Below are 21,498 nucleotides of genomic sequence, written 5' to 3'. Positions count from 1 at the left end.
CTTAGACACCTCCTAAAATCTTAAGATAACCATCTAGTTCTCTAACAGATGCTTTCTCTTTGTAATGAATGGAGGACATTTCTATTATCGGAATATCAGTGGGAAGTATAGTACCCTCATGATTTTCAATTCTTGCTAAATGTTTTATGACATCATGAAAATCATTGGCACTCCACAAGGTCTGCTTAATACAAATATCTAAGGCAGGTTGAATAAATGGTTCAAAATTTTTCACTGCTCTGTGTAAAATTTGTAGCTGGTCTCGTATGTATCTAGGGTATCGCTTTTCAATTTCTTCAAGAAATAGTTGTATCCTATCCTGTTCATCAAAAGAAGCTCTTATCGTTTCCATATATGCTTGTATCCCTTTTGATTTATCTCTTGAATGATGCGTGTTCTTTATTAGTTGACCTTTTCCTCTAGAAAGAGGGTGAGTAGCTAATAGTGCACCCCCTGGGGTCTTTTCGATGATTAGCTCTTCTTTATCGATTCGAATATAGACCGTATTTTCTCCCTGCGGTTTATAAGTTCCAAGTGGTAGCGAATACCTATTAGATTGATATTTGATAATATTGTCCTTATGGACAGTTCTTGTTATACTTGTTCCATGGTTACTCTCGAAAGAGAGTAGAGTGGAGACCTTTCGTAAATGTGGCTTTTCCAGGGCGAACACATCGACGGGTCTCTTTTTTATTGTATTGTGCACTTGATAGTTTCCTTTCCTATCAAGCCAAGCTAAACAATGCTCATTCCACGTGTCCAGCTGATGAAACACTCGATTTTTCGCAAAGTTCCTTTTAATGAATTTCACAACATTTTCAATCTTACCTTTAGATTCTGGATCTGCTGCTTTACATAAATAAACTGAAAACCCTCTTTGCACTTTATAAGCTTGAAACTCTTCCGTATAGATAATGTCGCCTCCATTTTCACTTACAGTCATAAGCTTATCTTGATCATATACAATCTCGTCTGTCCTGCCTCCGTAATACTCAAATGCATTCTCATGACAACGCAAAACATCGCGAGTCGTGAAAGGCCGATCTTGCCACTCAGCATATTTATACCGTGAGTGGGAAAGGACAAAGGCAATGACATAAATTTTTATCCATTTCCCTTCAAATGTCCTAATTTTCATTTCTCCAAAGTCCACTTGTATTTGTTTTCCCTTTGGTAATTCTTCTATAGCTTCATAACTACGAAATGTAACAGTTTTTGGTATATGGTACTTTTCTCGCAACTCTCTAACATAAGTACGAACAGTACTATCACCAACGTCAGAAAAAGAATAGCGTTCCTCTAACCAATCAGAAACTTGTGAAGCAGATAAATCAGGATGCTCTTTTAACCATCCTAGAATATGATCTTGAAAAGGATCCAGCTTCCGATTCCTAGTCTTCAAATCGTCCACCCACCTACATGCTTCTTCAAAATCCCTTTCTAGATATTCATAAACTGTAGTTCTTGATAGATTGCACTTTCTCGCAATAACAGCAACTTTAAAACCTTGTCTTTTCAATTGATGAACTTCAACAATCATTTCTAATTTCAACACCTTCTTAGTCCTCCAATCAGTTTTCTTCATACTTTCAAATTTTAACTGATTGGAAGTTATTTGAGCAGAAAGTGTTCAGTTTTATCGAGCAAAAACTGTTCAGTTTAGTCTAGCAGTTACATCAATACTTAATGCACTTGTTTGAGGTGCTTCCCAATATAGATGTGAGTGATGAAAACGCCATTGATCAACTGCTTCCTTGGTCAAACAGTATTCCGGCTCACTGTCGTATTCAATATGATAAGTAGATTATAAGTTAATCCCCATCTCTATAATAGGTGGGGATTATTTGACGCTTACGATATAACCATAATTAAGAAAATCCACCCAAAATAAATTGGGTGGATTTAATAACCTTGTAATCGTAATCACTTTGTTTTATAGAGTTATCGGAAACAATTTTTTAGCTGATTAGATGACACTGGTACACGGGGTCGATATTGGTCAAAAGATATTGTGTTTATAAGGTTTAGTGATGGTAATGTGTAAAGTTTGTGTAAAAATAATTTGGTGGATAATACAGATGAAAAGTATAATCTACCACTTCTATATACTCAACATGTGCACATTGTTGACTGTAGCATAGAGCTTATAAATTTCTCCGCGCATTATAATCCGTTCAACTTTGGGGTATTTTATTAACTTATATTTTCTTTCATAGGACAACTCAATTAGTAAGATCATATTTTTATATTCAATTTGGTTCTGAGCAAAACAATCTTTCCATTATCCTCCAAATAAGTCCCTCTTTTTCGATCAAACGATCGTTTTCCTTGATTGTTGCAATAAACCCCCGTTCTCAAGTAATTAGGCAATGATAAAATATTTTCAAAAATTATATCTAAGACTCAAACAATTCAAGTAACTCATTAATTTCTTCGAGTATATTCGGATCTTCCAATTCCTCTTTCATTTGTTTAGCCATTTCATTATAAATTAGGTAAATATCGACTCCGTATTCCTTTCTAAATGAATCTAACATATTAAAACAATAAATACATGGCTCCAACTTGGTGTATACAGAGAGCGTACAACCTTCCAAATCATAGATACCTTTTTCTTTTATTTGTTTTAATAAGTGGGCTACGATTTTTCTTTCAGCACATGTTTTATCTGCAAATCCCCTTGCCTGTTTAGCAGGAGTATAAAATTGTAGATTCTCTACATGTAATCGATTATGTGGCACATGCTCTTCAATTTCATTCCCTAACGCAATTGTCACTCTATTGTCTTTAAATAGATTAAGGGATTTCGCGGAAAACTCAATATTATTTTTACTAACTGCAAATATTGGATCTTCTTCAATGTCACTATGCCCAAATAAATGAGCGATAGCAAAATTAGCACCCCCAGACTGATGCCTAATCTTACTAAATTCAGATATCTTACCTATGAAAAATTTACTTATAATTGTAGTGAAAATAGATAGAGATGAAGCATGTAAGTCCTCAAAGTTTTGGGAACCTTCTTTTTTTTTCAAAATGTCATTTAAAGTAATCTTTGCCTCCCTCAAAATCTTCTTATCTTCCCCAACCATAGAGTGAATATCCTCGTTAATTCTTTCAACGTATTCTTTTAATAAGTCGGTAGCATTTTTCGAACTCAATAATATCCCTCCTTAGCCTTCCATATTACTTAGAGATTTTTTGTTTCTACGTTAGCTGTAACTAAAAGTCCATATAACGAGGAAATTATAGATCTTGATTGATGCGTTGTTTGTAATTTTCTATACTTCATGATTTCCCGTATTTCACTAAACGTAAAATAAACTTCACTTTTTGCTCTAGATAAAGCAACAAAAAACGCTCTCATATCAGAATCAGATTGGCTTCTAAAGCTCCAAAAGGCATCATCTTCTAGACCAATAAAGAAAACACATTCATACTCTAATCCTTTACTTTTATGAATAGTCATAATAGGTATACTATAATCTCCTAAAAAATCTTGAATTGCTTTATCCCATTCTCCATGTTCTATATAAGATTCTAATATTTTTTGATGAAACTTTTCCCTAGTATTTTTTAATAAGTTTCCAACTGAGTACTTTGGATAGTAATTTTTAAATTTAATTAAACTGAAGTAATCTATTATATCATCAAGTATTTGAGGTATTTCATTGTGTATATCACTTATACTATTCATTTTGCTTTTTAATTGAGAAATAAAAGTTTGAAATTCCTCTTCAATTCCCCACATTGCTTTTAAATCTTCATTATAATCAATTCCATTAAGCTCAGATATTAGTTTAATAATTTCTTGCCATCTTGCTGGAGAACTTTTAAAGATCGTAAGATAAAGTGTATTTACTATTAATTGAACATATTCTTCCGACAATAAATCTTGATAATCTTTTTCAATCCTTGAATTAATTCCTACCTTTTTTAATTCCTCAATAATTTGCTTTGCATAAACACTCTCTTGCTGCTTAACAATTATACAAATATCACGTGGTTTAATTGATTCAAGTTTTACATTTAAAAACCTTGCGATGTATTTTGCTTCTTGAACATAATCATTAAAAGTCCACACTTCACAAACTCCATCATCTTTTGCCCACTTATCAGTACACCTTACATGAAAAGCATTGTGATTAATTGCTTCAGATAATACGTTTTGTACTTCTAACAATCTAGGAGCAGAACGATGGTTAAAAGTTAATTGGAAATTTTGTGCTTTAAAATCAGAAGAATAGACCTGAAATGAGTTAGCCATTGCCCCTGCCCAACCCATAATTCTTTGTTTATCATCACCAACCGCAGTTAGAACAGAACTCGATCCTAAGAACGCTACCTTTAGCAAATCATACTGAACATAGGTCGTATCTTGAAATTCATCAAGAAAAATATGACTATAAGTCAATCTTAGTGCAGACTTTATAAATGAATTAAGGTTTAATATATATTCTGCTAACCTAGATATCATAGGAAATGTTAATGAACATTGGAGAGATGAAGCTCCTTTAATCATTACTTTCCATAGTTCTTTTGTTACCCAACCGTATAAATCATCTTCTCTTTCGCCAAGTAAATGCAATGGATCTTTAGTTAAACTTCTCACCAAACGATCAGCTTTTATTTCATATCGCCAATTCGGAAAGTTAGGATGTTCGTTTTTAATATATCCAATGGCAATATCCATTAATTCTCGATCATTAAAAACCAGATTATACTCTGCATCTGGACGCCATCCGCTTGGTAACGTTAGTCTAAATCTATCTAGAATGGTTTTAGCAAAAGAATCAAATGTTCTGGACTCAAACCTTTTCGCTAATTCGCCACCCATCCTCTTTTCTACTCTCTTTTTTAAATTATCTGCTGCATCAACCTTAAAACTGATAGCAAGTATCTTTTGAGGATCTTTACATATATTTGTCTCCAATAAATAGGAAGCACGTTGGGCTAGCAACTCTGACTTCCCTGCCCCCGGCCCAGCAATTACCAATGTATTCTCTTGGTTCCTTACAACTTGATAAGCAGCTTCCTCTAGAACTATCCCATCAGTTGGTTTCCATAATTCCTCTTTTATCATTATTTCACCTACAAACTAATCAAACTTCTAATTTTATAGATTAATCTTTCGAAGACCTCTGGACACTTTTCTATTGTAAGCGTCAAATAATCCCCACCTATTATAGAGATGGGGATTAACTTATAATCTACTTATCATGTTGAATACGACAGTGAGCCGGAAGACTGTTTGACCAAGGAAGCAATTGATCAATGGCTTTTTCATCACTCACATCTATATTGGGAAGCTCCTCAAACAAGTGCATTAAGTATTGATAAGGGTTGAGGCCATTTTCTTTGGCAGTTTCTACAATACTATAAGTCACAGCACTTGCCTTTGCTCCTTTCGGAGTGTTGGCAAAAATCCAGTTCTTTCTGCCAATCACAAACGGCTTAATGGATCTCTCACTTCTATTATTATCAATTTCCAGTCTGCCATCATCTAAGAAAGCCTCTAGCTTATCCCATTGATTTCGACAGTATTTGATCGCTTGTCCTAGTGCACTCTTTGGTAATACTTTTGGCGTTTGCATGCGAAGCCATGCTGAAAAAGCGTCAAGAAGTGGTCGACTTTTTTCTAGACGTACTTGATGACGTTCAGAGAACGACAAATCTTTGATTTCTCGTTCAATCGCAAATAGTTGGTTACAGAACTTCAAGCCTTCTTTGGCTGTGACATCTTTCGACTGTTGTTCTTTAGGCAAAGCCTTTAAAGCTTCATCAAATTTTCGACGAGCGTGTGCCCAACAACCAACTAACTTTATGTTTGGAATTCCATTGTATCCAGCATATCCATCTACATGTAAGTATCCTTGGAAAGGAGATAAAAACTTTCTAGGATGTTTACTTGCTCGTGTTTGCTGGTAATCAAACAATACAATCGGATGGCCTTCCTGTCCTGAACGATAAAGCCATAAGTAAGAGGTAGCTGTTGATGGACGATCTGGCTCTCGTAGCACTTGCAGCGTCGTTTCGTCAGCATGAGCAATATCAAGATTCATCAGATATTGATACATTCGATCATAGATGAGGTTTAACCATGTATTAGCACCATAAAGAACCCAATTAGCTAATGTTTGGCGTGACAAAATGATACCAAGACGAGCAAATTGCTGTTCTTGACGGTATAATGGAAGCCCTTCTACATATTTTTGATTCATGATGTAGGCCATCGCAGATGGCGAAGCAAGACTCTTTGGAAAAACAGATTTCGGCATAGAAGCTTTAACAATAGGAGTCTCAGTGCTTTCACGTTCACAACGGCGACACGCATAAACATGTTGAACATGTTCAATGACCTTCACTTCCGCTGGGATGACTTTTAATTCACGTCGTACTTCTGTTGACATTTCATGTAGCTTTCCATTGCAGCACAAACAAACCTGATCTTCTTCAGGTAATCGATACTCAATAACTTCCTTCGGAAGGTTCTCAAGTTTACTATCACGTTGACCTTTGGTTTTTTTACGTTCGTACGTAATGGTTTCAACCGTAGGTTCTTCAATCGATGGGTCAGCAGTAATTTCTACCTCATTAAAAAGAGGCAATTCTAACTGATCAGCATTTGTCTTCTCACTTGAAGTACCAAATTGGCGTTGCTTACTAAGACGGAATTGTTCCTCATACCATTTAATTTTTGCCGTCAGCTCTGCGTTTTGTTCCTCAAGTGATGAGACACGTTCTTCTAATTCTTCAGTTGTAGGTTGAGAGGTGGTTTCTGTAGTTTTCATAGCTTAATTATACATCACCTCTCATCGATTTGCTTTATCATTTATTCATTAAATGACTCGCTGTGCGGTAACTTTTGGATGTGCAGATTTTTGATCAATAGAAAGGCCGTCAAGTAACCAACGGAACTGACGGTGGCTAATCATTTGCGGAGAAGAAGATGAATCTTCTGGCCAAGGGAACGTACCTTTTTCTAAACGGCGATAATAGAGCCAAAATCCATTATGTTCCCAGTGAAGGATTTTGATCTTATCTCGTTGTCTATTACAGAAAACAAATAGACATGGGGAGAAGGGATCTAATTGAAAGCTTTCTTGTACGATAGCCGCAAGTCCATCAATGGATTTTCGTAAGTCTGTACTCCCTTTTGCAAGGTAGACTTTATCAATGGAGCGTTGATTGATCATCCATTTCTCAACACGCGTAGTACACGAGACAAATGTTCTTCACTCACATTTTCAGGAATATAGACAGACAGATCATCTAGTCTCACTTCAATGGATGTGGTGGTGAAGGTAGGGACATCAAAAGATGTCCAGGTGCGGCTTACCTCATCACTTGAATCTGAGTTTCCTTCTTCCTTGATCTTCTTTCGCCAATAGTGGAATTGATATTCTGTAATGTCATCTTGTTTAGATACCCATTTTGGGATCGTCTCCCCGCTGGCTTCGTATGCCTCCATGCGTTTTTTCCACAAATCGTGTTTTTCTTTACGTTTCATAGCGACACCCTTTCATCATTATTGATTAGAGTATCGCATGGGACCAGGGCTAATGGAATGTGTGTATTATTTGACGCTTACTTTCTATTAACTCGCTATCGGATATCTTTGCTAGAGCATCAATATGAGTACTTGGTTTACCTCTACCTAAAAATAGAGAGTTGTACCATACCATTAATTCATGTTGTTCCTCCGAATATGTAAAGCCAGTAGCATTTTCATTTTTTAGTGTAGCTTGAATCGATGATGTGACCTTTTTTCTATAATTATCTGGGTCTTCCTCCTTATCAGGTAATCTAGGGCCTATCCTCATTGTTTCTTTATATTCAGACGGAAATCTTTCAAGCATAAGAAAATCAATATCTATTGGACTTGAAAAAAAGACATTATAACTTTCTAACTTTTCAATCCAAGAAGTTATTTTGGTAACGTTAATTTCCCACTCGTGCATGTCATTGAATTCGTCTTCTAATAAAATTCCTTCATCAGTTTCCAATAATTTATTTCTATCCTTACCATTTTCGATTAGTTCTTTAATTACATACTTAATCCTACTCCAACCACCACCACCTCGTTCTAAATCTAAATCTAATAACGTTATATGAGGTATATCTAATTGATTAAGTAATCTCCACATATGATTTACATGTCTTCCACCTAATGGCACTATTGAAATTCCTGTGTCATATGATGAAATTTCTTTTACTTGTAATAATTTTGGTATAATTATCTCTTCAGTATCTCCTTCACCTAGAACTACAAGTTTTGCAAAGTAAACTTCTGGATATGCTTTAATAGCCTCTTTTATATATGTGTAAGCATCTGCACTTTTACTAGGTAGTTCAATACTGTTTACAATAGTAGATCCTGTTGATTTATCAATTCTTAAATGACATAAATCTTCTGGTGAAATATTTTTAATTATAGATTCACTATGAGATGTTAATAAAACTTGTGCATTACTAATTTGTGATATCTCATTTAAGTTTTCTACGACCTTCCCCAGTAAATGTGGAGATATATGATTTTCCGGTTCCTCAACAGCTAAAATAGTTAGTGCTGCACCTGAGTCTCTTGAAATTTTCCCCTCTACATCTAATAAAGATGATACAATGGATAAATAAAATAAAGATTGTAACCCGTCACCTAACTTATCAATGGTATAGGGATTAGATTCAACAGATGGTGAAAATTGCACCTCTATTTTACTTAATATCGTTTCTAGTGTAGTACTATTGAACTCAAGTTTAGCCTCATTATACCGTGAGTCACTATGGTATTTTTTCCAATGTTGCCCTATTATCTCTTTTATTCCATCTACCCCTTCAATATTATTGAATAGATCATTAACTGAACTCATTTCATCCTTTATTTGTTGATTCATATCTTCTGGCCAACTGATACTATTTAAAATTCTTGAAAGAATGGTCCCTGAAGCATTCTTTAACTGTTTTATCGGCTCTCTAATAGCAGGAACGTAAAGCATTTGAATTTTGGAACGTTGATGTGGAGATACTGGGAGAAGAGATTCTTCTGTAACTTCCTCACCATCTGGAACATTTATAAAAAACAACCTTTGTTGAATATCACCATCGGGAGTATTATCTGAATACCAATTACCTTCTAATCTCATTCTTACATATGGTTTTTGATCTAAAGAATCTACAGTGAAATGCGAGAAAAATGCAGGTACACTGTACTCGCCATCATTACCCTCATTCTCTAGTTCAGGAAACTCAATTTTAATTTCTATGTATAAACTCAATTCTTTTATTGCATTAATATCTACTTCATTAGAAACATAAAAGTCCCCTTTTACAAGTCTACGTTCATTCTGCGTCATGCCAAACATCTTCTGCAACGCCTGAAGTGCGGCTGTTTTTCCAGAACTATTGCTACCAATTAATGTTGTAATATCTGATAGATTAATTTGCTTTTCTATTTCACCAAAGCATCTAAAGTTTTTAATTTTAAGAGAAGTAATTTTCAAAGTAATACACCCTCCACCCTATAAGGATCACAATGTTATGACCTGACCAAATTTTTATTTTTCTATATTCGATAATTAACAATACTTGAAGAACAATTAGTTATTCTTTAATGTTTAATTCAATCATTTTCTTCAATTCTGTTTTTATCGTCTTCCTATAAAACTCAAGGAAATGTTTTATAGTATATTTAACAAGCTTATCACTTTGATTGAAAGAAATGCCTTCACTTTTCATATGACTGATAATCTTCTGTAATGAAACAACTAGCGAATCACCTGATTGATTTTCGTTTATCCACTTTAAAATTACAATCCGCCAAGACTTTTTATCGCCATCAATATAGAGTTCACCTGTAATAGGTTGAGACAACAATAAATCTCGAACCTTCTCTTTTTTCTTTTTTTCTATGCTGTCCTCCGTTTTCTCATGGGTAGTTATCGAAGGATTTTGTTGATAGGTGTAATTGCTATACTTAGAGTTCCTACGAGACCGTTCATTCCAATATTCAGGATGTTCTTCAATAGGTCTTAACGCTGCTCTTCTAGCCCTTTCTTGCATTTCTCTCTCTACTTGTTCGTCTTCTAATTCTTCAGCCCTCTGTCTTAGCATTTGCATTTCTGCAGCCTCAGCCCTTAACCGTGACCTTTGCTTTTTTTCCTCTTGTTTAACTCTTTCTTCCTCTGCTTTAGTTCTTCCTTGCTCCTCTCTCAACCCCTGTTGTTCTAACTCAAATTGTTGTTTCTTTTCAAATAGTGCATTTAGGAAATCATTTCTCCTATCATCCTCATTCTCTTTTGAAAGTACAAAATGATTGTGGTCAGCATTCATCGCTAACGCTTGAGCCAGAGGGATTTCAGATGATGATAGTTTATAAAAAGTGATATTCCGATCATGTTGTGCTATTGGTATAAAGCGAAAGATTGTACATAGCCTATTAAATACATCTACATAAGCAATACTTCGGCTATTAAATTCTCTCATAGTAGCCCCTGTAACTTTCGTGAAGAAGTCTAGTAATCTACCTTGCATATTTTGCTCAAGAAATGTATCCCACTGGTAATCTTCATGTGTTTTACTAGTTACATAAGTTTCAGCAGTAAGCAGGGTTCCTTTATTCGTCTCTTCTAAAAAAGAAAGCCAACTATAATCCACAAATGAAAAGGGCTTAAAACCTTCTTCTTTATAAGTTTTCATTCGTTTAGATAAATGACGAGCGTAACTGCCTGAAGTTAAACCTTGGTCAATTGCTGTAAAATAATCAATCGCCCAGTGTTCCTCAGAGTTAGGAAACTTTATGATGAAATCTGGAATAAACGAGAGCTTCTTTTTGTAATGATACCCTCTCTCAATTTCGACATTGTAAGGCTTCAGCTCACCTTCTAATTTCTCTCGAAAAATTGTAAGACCAATATCTTTTTTAGACTTGTCCTCAAGTTTAGAAACATGCTTATCATAAGTCTTCGTGTTTTCAGAGTAAGAACATTCACTCTCATCATTGCGGCGAAAATAAAATGGTCTGCCCTCATCTTTAGTTAAATTCATATTTACTGGTTTGTTGCAGCATAAACAGGTAAATGCACTCTTCTTTGAAAAAACACGGTAGTTATCCTCGAACCAACGTTTAACTTCGGAACGTGCTAGATTTCGTTGTTCTAACTCTCTTCTTTTCAATTCAATGTTAAAGACTGAATTATGCAGGTAGGCCGAGTCCAAGTAACACACACCCTTCTATTACAGTAATTTCTCAGACTATTATATCATTTATAAAGTATTATTTTTCCATATATGATAATAATACTCATGCAATATTTGATTTAATATTTTCGCATAAAATATAATGGGAGGAAGTATACATGGAGATTGCAATTCTTTTAGAAAGTATTTAGAACGCCTTAGTAAAAGTGTTTATTGGATTTAAAGGTAGGTTAAAATTGCACTTTAGATTGGAGTATTTTAACTATTTCAGAAAGGTACTTATCAATTGTCAAGTTATGTTTTTATTGGATGCTTTTTAAGTTATTCATAATAAACAACGAGAGCAACTTTCATCCATTCGTTACTCTCGTCAAATTAGGCTATCGAATTACTAAACCCTTGTTAATGATTCCTTTAGTTTTAGTAATTCTTCATTGCTCAAGGTAACACCCTTCCCCATCTTCTCATGGTTCGGATCCCAGTCACGAATGTCGTACTTCGGCTCACGGCCGTTCCAGCTAATGAGATTCAATTCTTTCGTCCATCCTTTCGGAGATTCAGACAATACCGCAATCTGTTCAGTGATTTCGAACTTTAGTTCAGCCATGAGTTAAATCCTCCTATTATACCGATTATATAATTTCTACGCTTAGTGATCAGAGCCTTATTTAAAACAGTGACTCGCTAATTAACAATGATAATGATTTATCGGCCATAATTGAATCGCTATCTAGCTCATATACATACACACTGTCCCTTATATGTTCATAGTCCTCTATTCGAAGGTGGTTTAATAACTCATTTATGTTAGTTGTAACTAGAATGAGACGAATCTCCCCATCTGGTGTTTCTGATGTAAAATCAATAAGTCCAAAAGCACTTTGTGCAGTTACATTCACCCTACCATTTTCAAGCTCGTACTGTTTGATAAGTGGATACACATCTTCTGGGATCAGCCTTGGATAAGTCTCTGTTAGCGGTTCAATTCTTATTTGAGCTAGTCGTTTAACAGGACGGAGCTGAATGCTACGCTCTCGCTCCATTTCATCCAAGCGTTCACGGCTGCGTTCTTCTAAATCTTCTATTTGAGTGTATGTTTGGTTAATTAATGCACTATTTCGATTGTCTTCGTTGTTACTTTCGTATTGTTGCAGGCGCTCTTGAAGCGTGTTCATTTGCTCGTCAAAAGCTTTACGTAAATACATACTTTTTCTGTTTACATAATGGTCACGTTTTAGTTGAACACTTCTAAGAAGCTTCCTTGCTTGTTGAATCACTTCTCCTTTAAAGCCCTGTTGTTCCGAAATATTTGCATTCGTTAATCGTAATTCACTTTCAAAAAGAAGATACGGGCTAATCGTTACTCTTCGACCATCAGCTCTTTTTGCTAACAATAAGAGCTTTTGCTCAAGTTCTCTTCCTGTTCCATCCACGATACGTACCTCACTTAATTCGACGGTTAGAGGCTCAGTCACATTTCCAATAAGTAGACAGACAGGCAAAACAATTTGCTGTACTTCGTTAGCTGCTAATGTCATCGACAACTTGTAGACAGGCTCACTGCTCCTTATTAATTCTATACCTTCTTTTTGTGCTCCTGATTGAAGGGCAAAGCGAGTAGACTCTTCAGTATTAATCATGATTTTCTGTTTCCTTGCAAATTCACGAATGTTTTTTGGAAATCGCTCAATTCTAGCTATTTTACGGTCGTGAGATACATTCAACCTTATACGAGACGTTTCAAATTGCTTAACTACAAATTCACCATAGACTCTTGCTGGCAAGCTCGTAATTGTGCGTTCATGGTGTGCTCTTCTCATTCCTGGTAAATCAAAACTCTGCTCGTCTACCCGTTCATTTTTGGTTAGCTCTAACAATCGTTTATGTTCTTCTGATAACGTCTTCTCCATACGTGCGATGATATCATCAAGGTGTTCTCGTCCACTAATGGCTTCTTCCATTAATGAGGATAAATCGACAGACTGTTCTTCTAAGACATCCCCAATAAAATCATAGACAAGCTCTTGTCCTAAGTCTTCACGCATCATCTCTAGCTTCGTCAGTAAGCGAGTTAAAACATCGCCCTCTCTTGTATTAGTTGCAACTAAGTTGAAAATAAACACTTCATTCTTTTGTCCAATACGATGAATACGCCCCATCCTTTGTTCTAAGCGGTTAGGGTTCCAAGGAATATCGTAATTAATCATTTGGTTACAAAATTGGAGATTAATCGATTCTCCCCCTGCATCTGTTGCCAACATGACTTGAGCCTCATTGCGAAATCTTTCTACTTGTTCCCGTCGTTTGTCCATCGAGTAGTTTCCAATGATTTTCGTCACTTCTGGTACATGTCCAAGAAGTCGCTGCTCTAAGAAATATAGCGTATCTTTTGATTCAGTAAAAATTAGGATTTTTTCCCCTTTTGCTAGAAGTCCATCTGGTCCAAACAATGTTCGCTCTAATTCCATATACTTCCGTTCAGTGCCACTTTGACGAACTTGATTTGTTTTCCTGATAAGACGACTAAGTACATCAATCTCCAGCTGGAGTTCAGCTAGGTCCAATGTATCCGTTTCCCCTTCTACATTCATTTCAAGCTCCTCTTGTTCTTCTGGTGACAATTCTTCATACGGGTCAATATCTAACTGATGGGACTTCCGTTCTTGCGTCATTACTTCTTCTAATCTTTCTTTTCTTCGGACTAACGATAAATAAATCGCCTCTACTGATGAACTGAGGCGTCGTTGAAGAAGCATCATTGCAAAGGCCACGCTCGGCTTATTATTTTGCTTTGCGCGGTTAAAGTGCTCCCTTACATACTCTGTTACCTCCTCATACAATTCAATTTCCTCTTTACTCAGGTCGAAACCAAGCGTTTTCGTTGTTCGCTTAGGGAATAACGGCGTACCGTCAAACTTTACCATCGCCTCTTTTAATCGGCGAATAACGAAAGGATTACTCTTTTCAAATAACGACTCACTACTGTTTAACTTTGAAAAAATATCGTGATCAATTAGACTCATCAAATGGCGAAAGTTTTCCTTGTCTCCTTTATGTGGTGTAGCAGTTAGCAGTAAGCAATGCTCCGTATGGCGAAGTAACGTCTCACCTAATTGAAACATTTTCGTCCTTTGAACCTTCTTCTTTTTCACACCATGAGTATAGGCTGCCATTTTATGTGCTTCATCTACAATAACCAGATCAAAGTTTGCTTTTAAAATTAAGTTCTTAACCTCTTCTCTTGAAGCCCAATAGAGAGAGGCAAGTAGCTTATCATGTGTTTCAAATGGATTCATGTCACCAGCGCTATTTAAAAGGGTACGATTGACGATAACAAAGTCCTCTGAGAACTTTTCACGAAGCTCTTCCTGCCACTGCTTTAAGACAAGAGGTGGCACTAGAATTAGAACACGTTCAACCATGTCACGACCCATTAATTCCCGTAAAAGCATTCCGGACATGATTGTCTTCCCTGCACCAGGATCATCCGCAAGTAAATATCTAACTTGCGGTGATTGAAGCATCCGACTGTAAACGGCTTCTATCTGGTGAGGTAGTGGCATCATTTTATTATTACCTCGTGCCTGAGACTCTGAATATTTCTCATCTGCTCGTAGCACATAATATTGTAAATAATGCTGCAGACGTTCTTTATTAAAGGATGTATTCGTCTTTTGTTGCAATCGTTCTAATTGCTCTAGTTGATAATCTTCGAGGTAGGTCTCATAGAACTGACTACTCTGTCTTCCAATTGCTTCAACAACATATAAAGCATCATCAATCAGCTCACATTTTTTTATCTCTACAATTTCAGACCAGAACGGTCCTTTGACTATTTCACCAACATCTAGCATGTTACCCCTCCACCAGCTTCATGAGCATTAATAGATTGCATCATACATTCGAATAGTAAATCGTTCCTCTTTATAAATTTGGGATTTGTTCCCTTGTATCGTTTCGACTCTTAGCGTACATGTCTCACCAATTGCATAATACTTCTCGACAAGGTTGAATGGAATCGTTTGATTACGTTCCTGTGTTTCACCCACTAAATCAAACGTCATGGTTACTTCGTTTGAAATACGTTCATCATCTTGATAAAACGCCATTTTTAATTGTCGTGGTACATAATCAGTTGAGATACTCTCTTCTTGGTAGAATGAAACAGGAATACGATAGTTGGTAATCGTCTTGTCAAGCATCGCAACACTTACGTTCACCTGTTCTGCCATTTCTGTTCTTCGATAATCGATAAGAGGTGTAATCACTTCTTGTGGCATCGCACCACCATGAATGAACTGTAAGCCACCACCCGTTTTAAATCGATTAACCCCTTTAGCAAGTACAACTTCTGCATTCTCAAACAGAGTTTGACTTTCAGATAATTTAATCGCTCCTTCTGGAACAGAAAGAGAAGAACCAATTGCATACCGACGACTTTGGTCGACAACATCACCAGTCACAGCCTCTACTTTTGCATCTGCTTCTACCTTGGTTAGTTGGAATAAAAATCCGTGGTCAGACGTAATAAAAATTCGCTTCGCTTGTAACGCAGATAAACGGTCAACAGCACGCTCAATTGCCTCAAGAGCTCTCTCTACAGCATCGTACGTCTCACGTTCAGATTTCTTTGAATCTCCCGTCGCATCAATGACATCATGATAAAAATAAACAAGACGTTTGCCTTTTAAATATTCGTTTGCCTCACCCTTCCAATCAAGTAAATCATTCAAATGATATGCACTAGCATCAGGATGAGCTTGCTGTAGAATTTTATTGCGATTCACTAAGCCACTTGTTGAATGTTCATCAGTGTACACGAACTTCTTGTCAATCGAAAAACGACGATTTGGTAGTAACGACGCCATGCCAAGCTGTGTGTAAGAAGGTAGACTAGCAAATAATGGTGAAACAGATGCTTGTCCATTAATTCGTTTGTTTAACCGTTCACTTAATTCTGCCCCTGCCTCATAACGTAAGGCATCTGAAATAATGACAAACACCCTTGTTTGTTCTTTATCAAGAATTGGCTTAATGGAAGAAGAAAAGAACGTGCGTTGTTTCGGTACATGTGTGCTTTCGTTGTTTTCAAGAAAATAATTACTTTCTGTTGCCATTTTTAATAAAAATACGTTTTCATACCAATTGGTTAAAGACTGTGCCAATGAATCAACGATTTCCCTTGATTGTAGCTTCGTATAATAAAACATAAACCGACGATATGATTGGTCAATTAGATGCAAGCTTGTGGCATATTGACCATATACCTCTGAACGACTGTCATATTGTTTTAGGAATGACTTTCTATCAGTGAAACGAACTGCCTCTAACAACACGTCATAAAGTTGTTGTATATGCTTCTTCTTTCCCCAATAGGTTCCCTTCCTGTAGAGAAGACGTTTTTGCCATTCCTTCACATTTGAGACATCATGCTCTAATTCATCAATAAGCTTTTCAATTAATAAGTAATCTATCGTCGGGAAAGTTGAAACCTTCTCAAACTGGTCTAACTCATGCTCGATTAATAACGGACGAAGTTGGAATGTTACCTCTGTATCCTTAATGTATTGCTCAAGAACCAATGTTTCTTTTTCACTGGATCGCATCCAATCATCAACTAGTATGGCACAAACATTTGGTAATGTAGATGGATACTGTTCATCTAATGAATTTGCAGACAACAACGCATCTCGTTTCACGTGTTGATATAACATGACTTCAAGTATGTATGTAAGGGGATTTTCATGAATTTGAATAGAAATACCGAAATACTGCTGAATTAGTTCGTACATTCGTTCAAGTAAAAAGTATTTCTTAACATCACCTATGTACTTATTATTTTCCTCTTCAATCCCAGCAACCAAAAGACTTCTTGTAATTCTAGAAATAGTAGGTGATGGAGAGTTAACGAGTACTGCCACCATTGCAATTTCTAAATCCCGTACATCGGATTGCTGCGATACGAAACGACCAAGCCTTTCTTTTCGCTTAGCACTACGGAAAAATAATGGGTATTGCTCCATCATCGGACGAAGAACGTTATCTTTAACCCCTAATCGTTCTGCTAATACTGCTACTTCATCCGCTTTAAACTCTGCACTATATAATAAAATATCAAGTAAATAATTATGCTGTTCCTTCGGCTGTGGGAACGGTGCATATAATAAATATGATTGCTTAGGCTGTTTGATCTCAAGCTCTACTTTAGTCGTAAAGAAATTATTTTCCGTTAACTCACGAACTACAACCTCTTCATCTTTTAACGATTCTTGTAGTTCAGCTAATGAAACTTGCATCGCTGGATCGTACCAAAAAACAATCGCTCTCCCTTTCTTCTCTTTTTCTTGTTGAATCTTTTCCTTTAACGAATCAATTACATCCATATAATCACCTCGAACTAGGTAGTTGTTCATCTATAATTTACAATTGAATGTCAAAATTAAGTGTTAATTCCTTATATTGTATCATTATTGATATATAAAATCTCGCAAGAAAAGGCAAAGCACTTATTGTAAGCTTTGCCTTTTCTACTGTATTTTTATAGGTTGAGGTCCTTCTTAAATCTCTCCATCGTACAACTGAACTATTATCAGCCTCTATGTTGATACTTTCTAGTTCGTAATCTCCTGTTCTGTTAAAATAAAACAAAATCGGAACTTTCTTCTTCAGGTATATACTTTTTGACATTTAGGGTGAACCTTTCTATATCTTTGCTAATACCTCTTTAAATTTATCGTAATTCACTTTCACACCATCATCTAAGTCAATCGCAATTTGCTCATTTGCATACATCGCAAGGTCTTTATCAAATTCCACTAACTCATCTAAACGTTTCTGGAAGAGAGTCTTTTTCTTATCTAATTCCCTCTTTTCTGTTGCACTTAAGCTAGGGTTTACGATACGACTATCAATGGATGAGATTTCATTGTTATACTTTGCTTGTATTTCTTGTAAATGCTCAAATCGAATCGTCGCCATTGTGTCTGGTTGATAACGGTGCAAGTAAACAAGTGTACGCAAGCCCTTTTGTTTACCAGAATCAACAAGCCAATAGATCGGTCGCTTTTGATAAATCTTGACATGGTCTTTGAAAAATTCATCGATAAAATAACGACGCAACCGCTCTTCAGCAGGTTCGTTTTTCTTCATTGTCAACGACTCTGCAATCCACTCTATGTTCTCATCGACAGTTTCAGGGCTGAAAGCAACAGATAAGAATTCACGTAAGCGCGTGATGATGTCATCGTCAAAGTAACGATCGTCTGTTATTAGTACTAACCCATGGTTGTTTGGGTTGAATGTTTGGTACTTTGATTCATCCCACTCACCACCAGCATAAGCAAGTCCTTCAACGTCTAATGAATAACGTCCCATCATACAGCCGATGAAGTAGGAAAGGAAGGATTTAGTATCAAGCTCTCTATTTGGATGTGTTAGTGTAATTTCCTCGTCGTTAACTTTGGGATTAAGTTCTTTTACTAATCCATATAGATCTATAAAAATTAGGTTTAATTCTTCTTCAAAGTCTTTTAATTTATTGAAGTTTTCTTTCAAATACTTTTCTAACCTTAAAAAGGAATTACTTATTAATAAACTTTCTTCCTGTAAACTTATTAATTTATGCCTTGCAAAGTCCCAGGATATTTCATAAGAATTCCAGTCACTTTTTGAGATATCAATGCAATTTTGAGCAAGAAAATTAACTTTTTCGAGGAGCTCCCCCTCTATAGTTCTAATTGGTAGGCTTGCAATGTTTCCAACTTGAAAATTCATCGTGTCATTTTGAATTTTTAAAAAGGTGTATGCTACCTTTGAGTTTAGAAACGCAGTTATATATAAAATGTCTTTCTTATTTGGAAAAACAGACGAACCACCAATGTCAAAAATTGAACCTTTGGGTGAATATCTAACACCAAAGCTACCAGAACTAACAAATGACCATGTTATACTTTCACGAAAATAATATTGAATATTCTTAGGTTTTGAGTTACTTTCTAGACACTTTCCAATTGACAATTTATAAAGCTTATCTTCTTTAATATCAATTCCATCGTTATACCAGTTTACTACATTTTCAAAATTCCCATACCATTTGCGATAATTCCCACCTTTATTATAAGGAAACCACTTTAATTCACTATTTTTTGCTGTTTCTCTATCGCCCATTCCTATACCCATTTTATTAAAAGGTATCTCGTACCACTGCCTAACAAATTTTTCATTTTCTCCCGTTTGCAGACCTGCCCTTGGTTCAGCTATTTCGGCTAATTGTCTACTATTACTAAAAACTCCAATAACTTGATTACTTACCCAAAATGAAAATGGAGTATTGGGTATTTTTTTAAAATTATTTTGGTTAAACGTAAATTTAATTTTTTGATAACTCGATTCTTTATTTGCATCAAAACAGTGTATATAATTTTCCACATTAATACTTTTTATAAATATACTTTCAATATCCTCTGTATCTATATATTGGAATAATCGTCTGTAAAGTTTGAAGTAATTACCATTGTATTTTGGTGATTTAAAATTCCTAATTACAAAAGAAGTTGATCCAAAGTCAATACCGAAATTACCACGTCCCATATACAATAAGCTTTTAATAATCGTATTTTCTACAATAAATTCTCTAAACGCCTTGAAATAGTTTAACTGTAACCATGAAGGCTGGGTGATCATCCCCATATAACCGTTAGGTAAAGTGTATTTTAGGTTTCTTTCAATAAAAACACTAAAAAAATCATGTTTAGATATCTTATAATTATTTTTAATGAAATTCGACAATATTGTTGTCATACTCCTATTTCCCATATATGGCGGGTTCGTTACTACCGCATTATATCGACATGACAAAATTCCTACTTGCTTCAGTAGCGCTATAACAGAACCTAACTGCTCATACGCTAAATAATTCTCCAAGGACAACTGACTTTCATCTACATTCTCAATCCGTTCGATATATTTTCCATAATCAATCTTCTCCGGCTGCAATATTGATCCAAAATTTTTCGCATCCACAAAAGTTTCTAACAGTGTATGTAACTCCTTCTCCTCTTCCACATTCTCGGCAAGAAGCCCCACTACCCCATCAACATCCAGTCCGTTCGATTCTTGAATCGACATTACATTCAATTCAACATCCTTCCTGAAAATGCGTCTCGACTTTTCTCGCGCCTTCATCATCAGTGCAAATGAAGCCAATTGAGCTGCTCGATCATCTATATCTAGTCCATATAAATTCTTTTCTAATATCAATTGAGGTATGTCACTGCTCGGATACCCTGCCTCTTCATACATCTGATAAAGCAAGTCAAAGGCATATACGAGGATGTGTCCAGACCCAACACACGGGTCGATAATTGTAATTTCCTCAAGATTGACGTTTTTATAACGAATCTTTTCAAGCTGTTTTTGTACTTCCTCCTCTTGCCCGGCAGGCTCGATATAATATTTCATTGATTCCTTTAATGGTGAATCAGGATTAGACTCAAGCCAGATTTGCCCTAGTGAGTTCTCTACCATATATTGAACAATCCACTTTGGTGTAAATAACTGTGTGGCTGCTGGAATGTCGTATTTTTCAATCTTTTTGTTTTTCTTTAAATTTGCAAATACTTGATCTTTCGGTTCCGTATTATAAAACTGATACAACCAACCTATGACCTCTACTTCATTAAAGCTTTCCGTTAATTCATCATTACGAACAAGCCTGCTGATCACTGATTCACTATCAAGTAAAAAGTCCGGTAGTAATAGTTCTGTATAATCATTAATTTTCTCAAATAAGAACGGAAGGGCTGAATTTAAGGCATTGCATTGGGCAATAAATAACTTACGATAGGCAGCTTCAGTATCCCCCTTACGAATGTCGACAGCAACCTCTTCTCTCTTTACATGTAAATCAATTGAAACATATTGATTTAATATATCTGGTTCCGCTTTTCCTGTGCTACTCGATAACACATGAACTCGTTCAGGTAGATAGCCGTGTACTTCCATATACCGAATTGCTATGATACGGTTAAACCATGTATAAGCCACCTCTTCAATTAGTTGCTCATAGCCTTTTATATTTAGCTCTCTTTCAAGAGATGTAAAGGCAGGTTTCATTTGTAACGGATATGTTTTTCCATTAACTGTAAGCTGTCCAAATTGCTCTTTCATAGACAGGGAGCTTGTACCCTCATCTATACCAAATAATCTCGCTCGAAGCGCTACTTTTTCTAATAAATCTCTTCTTGCTTCTATCGCAAATGTTTTTAACTCTGCTTTGTTCAAAGATATACCTCCTCTGAGAAG

General features: G+C 35.8%; 12 protein-coding genes. All 12 read right to left on the bottom strand.

Going from position 1 to position 21,498, the window contains the following annotated elements; all coding sequences use genetic code 11:
- Position 1 precedes the first annotated feature (1 nt).
- The 12 genes from istA to pglX all read right to left on the bottom strand — a co-directional run bounded on the left by istA (position 2) and on the right by pglX (position 21,477).
- Positions 2-1,540, bottom strand: a complete 1,539-nt coding sequence (gene istA, locus BkAM31D_RS08970) for an IS21 family transposase (protein WP_169801165.1) — start codon at positions 1,538-1,540, stop codon at positions 2-4.
- Positions 1,541-2,396: 856 nt separating this feature from the next.
- Positions 2,397-3,161 carry a hypothetical protein gene (locus tag BkAM31D_RS08965; RefSeq protein WP_066160258.1) on the bottom strand — a complete coding sequence of 255 codons (765 nt, stop codon included), beginning with the start codon at positions 3,159-3,161 and terminating at the stop codon, positions 2,397-2,399.
- Between the two features lie 29 nt (positions 3,162-3,190).
- Positions 3,191-5,083: a UvrD-helicase domain-containing protein gene (locus BkAM31D_RS08960; protein WP_066160255.1), complete on the bottom strand. Its 1,893-nt coding sequence runs from the start codon at positions 5,081-5,083 to the stop codon at positions 3,191-3,193.
- A 127-nt stretch (positions 5,084-5,210) separates the two neighbouring features.
- Entirely contained in the window at positions 5,211-6,791 is a 1,581-nt protein-coding gene (gene tnpC / locus BkAM31D_RS08955; protein WP_085449772.1) for an IS66 family transposase, read from the bottom strand.
- A 48-nt stretch (positions 6,792-6,839) separates the two neighbouring features.
- Positions 6,840-7,196 (bottom strand): IS66 family insertion sequence element accessory protein TnpB, encoded by a 357-nt coding sequence (tnpB, locus tag BkAM31D_RS08950; RefSeq protein ID WP_066161164.1) that lies wholly within the window; start codon positions 7,194-7,196, stop codon positions 6,840-6,842.
- Entirely contained in the window at positions 7,193-7,510 is a 318-nt protein-coding gene (gene tnpA / locus BkAM31D_RS08945) for an IS66 family insertion sequence element accessory protein TnpA (RefSeq protein WP_034751745.1), read from the bottom strand. Before tnpA ends, tnpB begins: the two co-directional genes overlap by 4 nt.
- A 49-nt stretch (positions 7,511-7,559) precedes the next feature.
- A complete protein-coding gene (locus BkAM31D_RS08940; protein ID WP_085449771.1) occupies positions 7,560-9,500 on the bottom strand; it encodes an ATP-dependent nuclease in 1,941 nt (646 codons plus the stop codon).
- A 100-nt stretch (positions 9,501-9,600) separates the two neighbouring features.
- A complete protein-coding gene (locus tag BkAM31D_RS08935) occupies positions 9,601-11,214 on the bottom strand; it encodes a hypothetical protein (RefSeq protein ID WP_066159867.1) in 1,614 nt (537 codons plus the stop codon).
- 373 nt (positions 11,215-11,587) lie between these two features.
- Positions 11,588-11,803 (bottom strand): YdbC family protein, encoded by a 216-nt coding sequence (locus BkAM31D_RS08930; protein ID WP_066159870.1) that lies wholly within the window; start codon positions 11,801-11,803, stop codon positions 11,588-11,590.
- 61 nt (positions 11,804-11,864) lie between these two features.
- Positions 11,865-15,050, bottom strand: coding sequence for a DEAD/DEAH box helicase (locus tag BkAM31D_RS08925; RefSeq protein WP_066159873.1), 3,186 nt, complete (start codon positions 15,048-15,050; stop codon positions 11,865-11,867).
- 27 nt (positions 15,051-15,077) lie between these two features.
- Positions 15,078-17,579, bottom strand: a complete 2,502-nt coding sequence (gene pglZ / locus BkAM31D_RS08920; RefSeq protein WP_066159875.1) for a BREX-1 system phosphatase PglZ type A — start codon at positions 17,577-17,579, stop codon at positions 15,078-15,080.
- A gap of 319 nt (positions 17,580-17,898) precedes the next feature.
- A complete protein-coding gene (gene pglX / locus BkAM31D_RS08910; protein ID WP_066159881.1) occupies positions 17,899-21,477 on the bottom strand; it encodes a BREX-1 system adenine-specific DNA-methyltransferase PglX in 3,579 nt (1,192 codons plus the stop codon).
- Positions 21,478-21,498 lie beyond the last annotated feature (21 nt).

Origin of the sequence: Halalkalibacter krulwichiae (genome assembly GCF_002109385.1) — a bacterium.
Taxonomy (GTDB): domain Bacteria; phylum Bacillota; class Bacilli; order Bacillales; family Bacillaceae_D; genus Halalkalibacter; species Halalkalibacter krulwichiae.
Note: the sequence above shows the minus strand (reverse complement) of the source record. Positions and strands in the feature narration are given on the sequence as shown.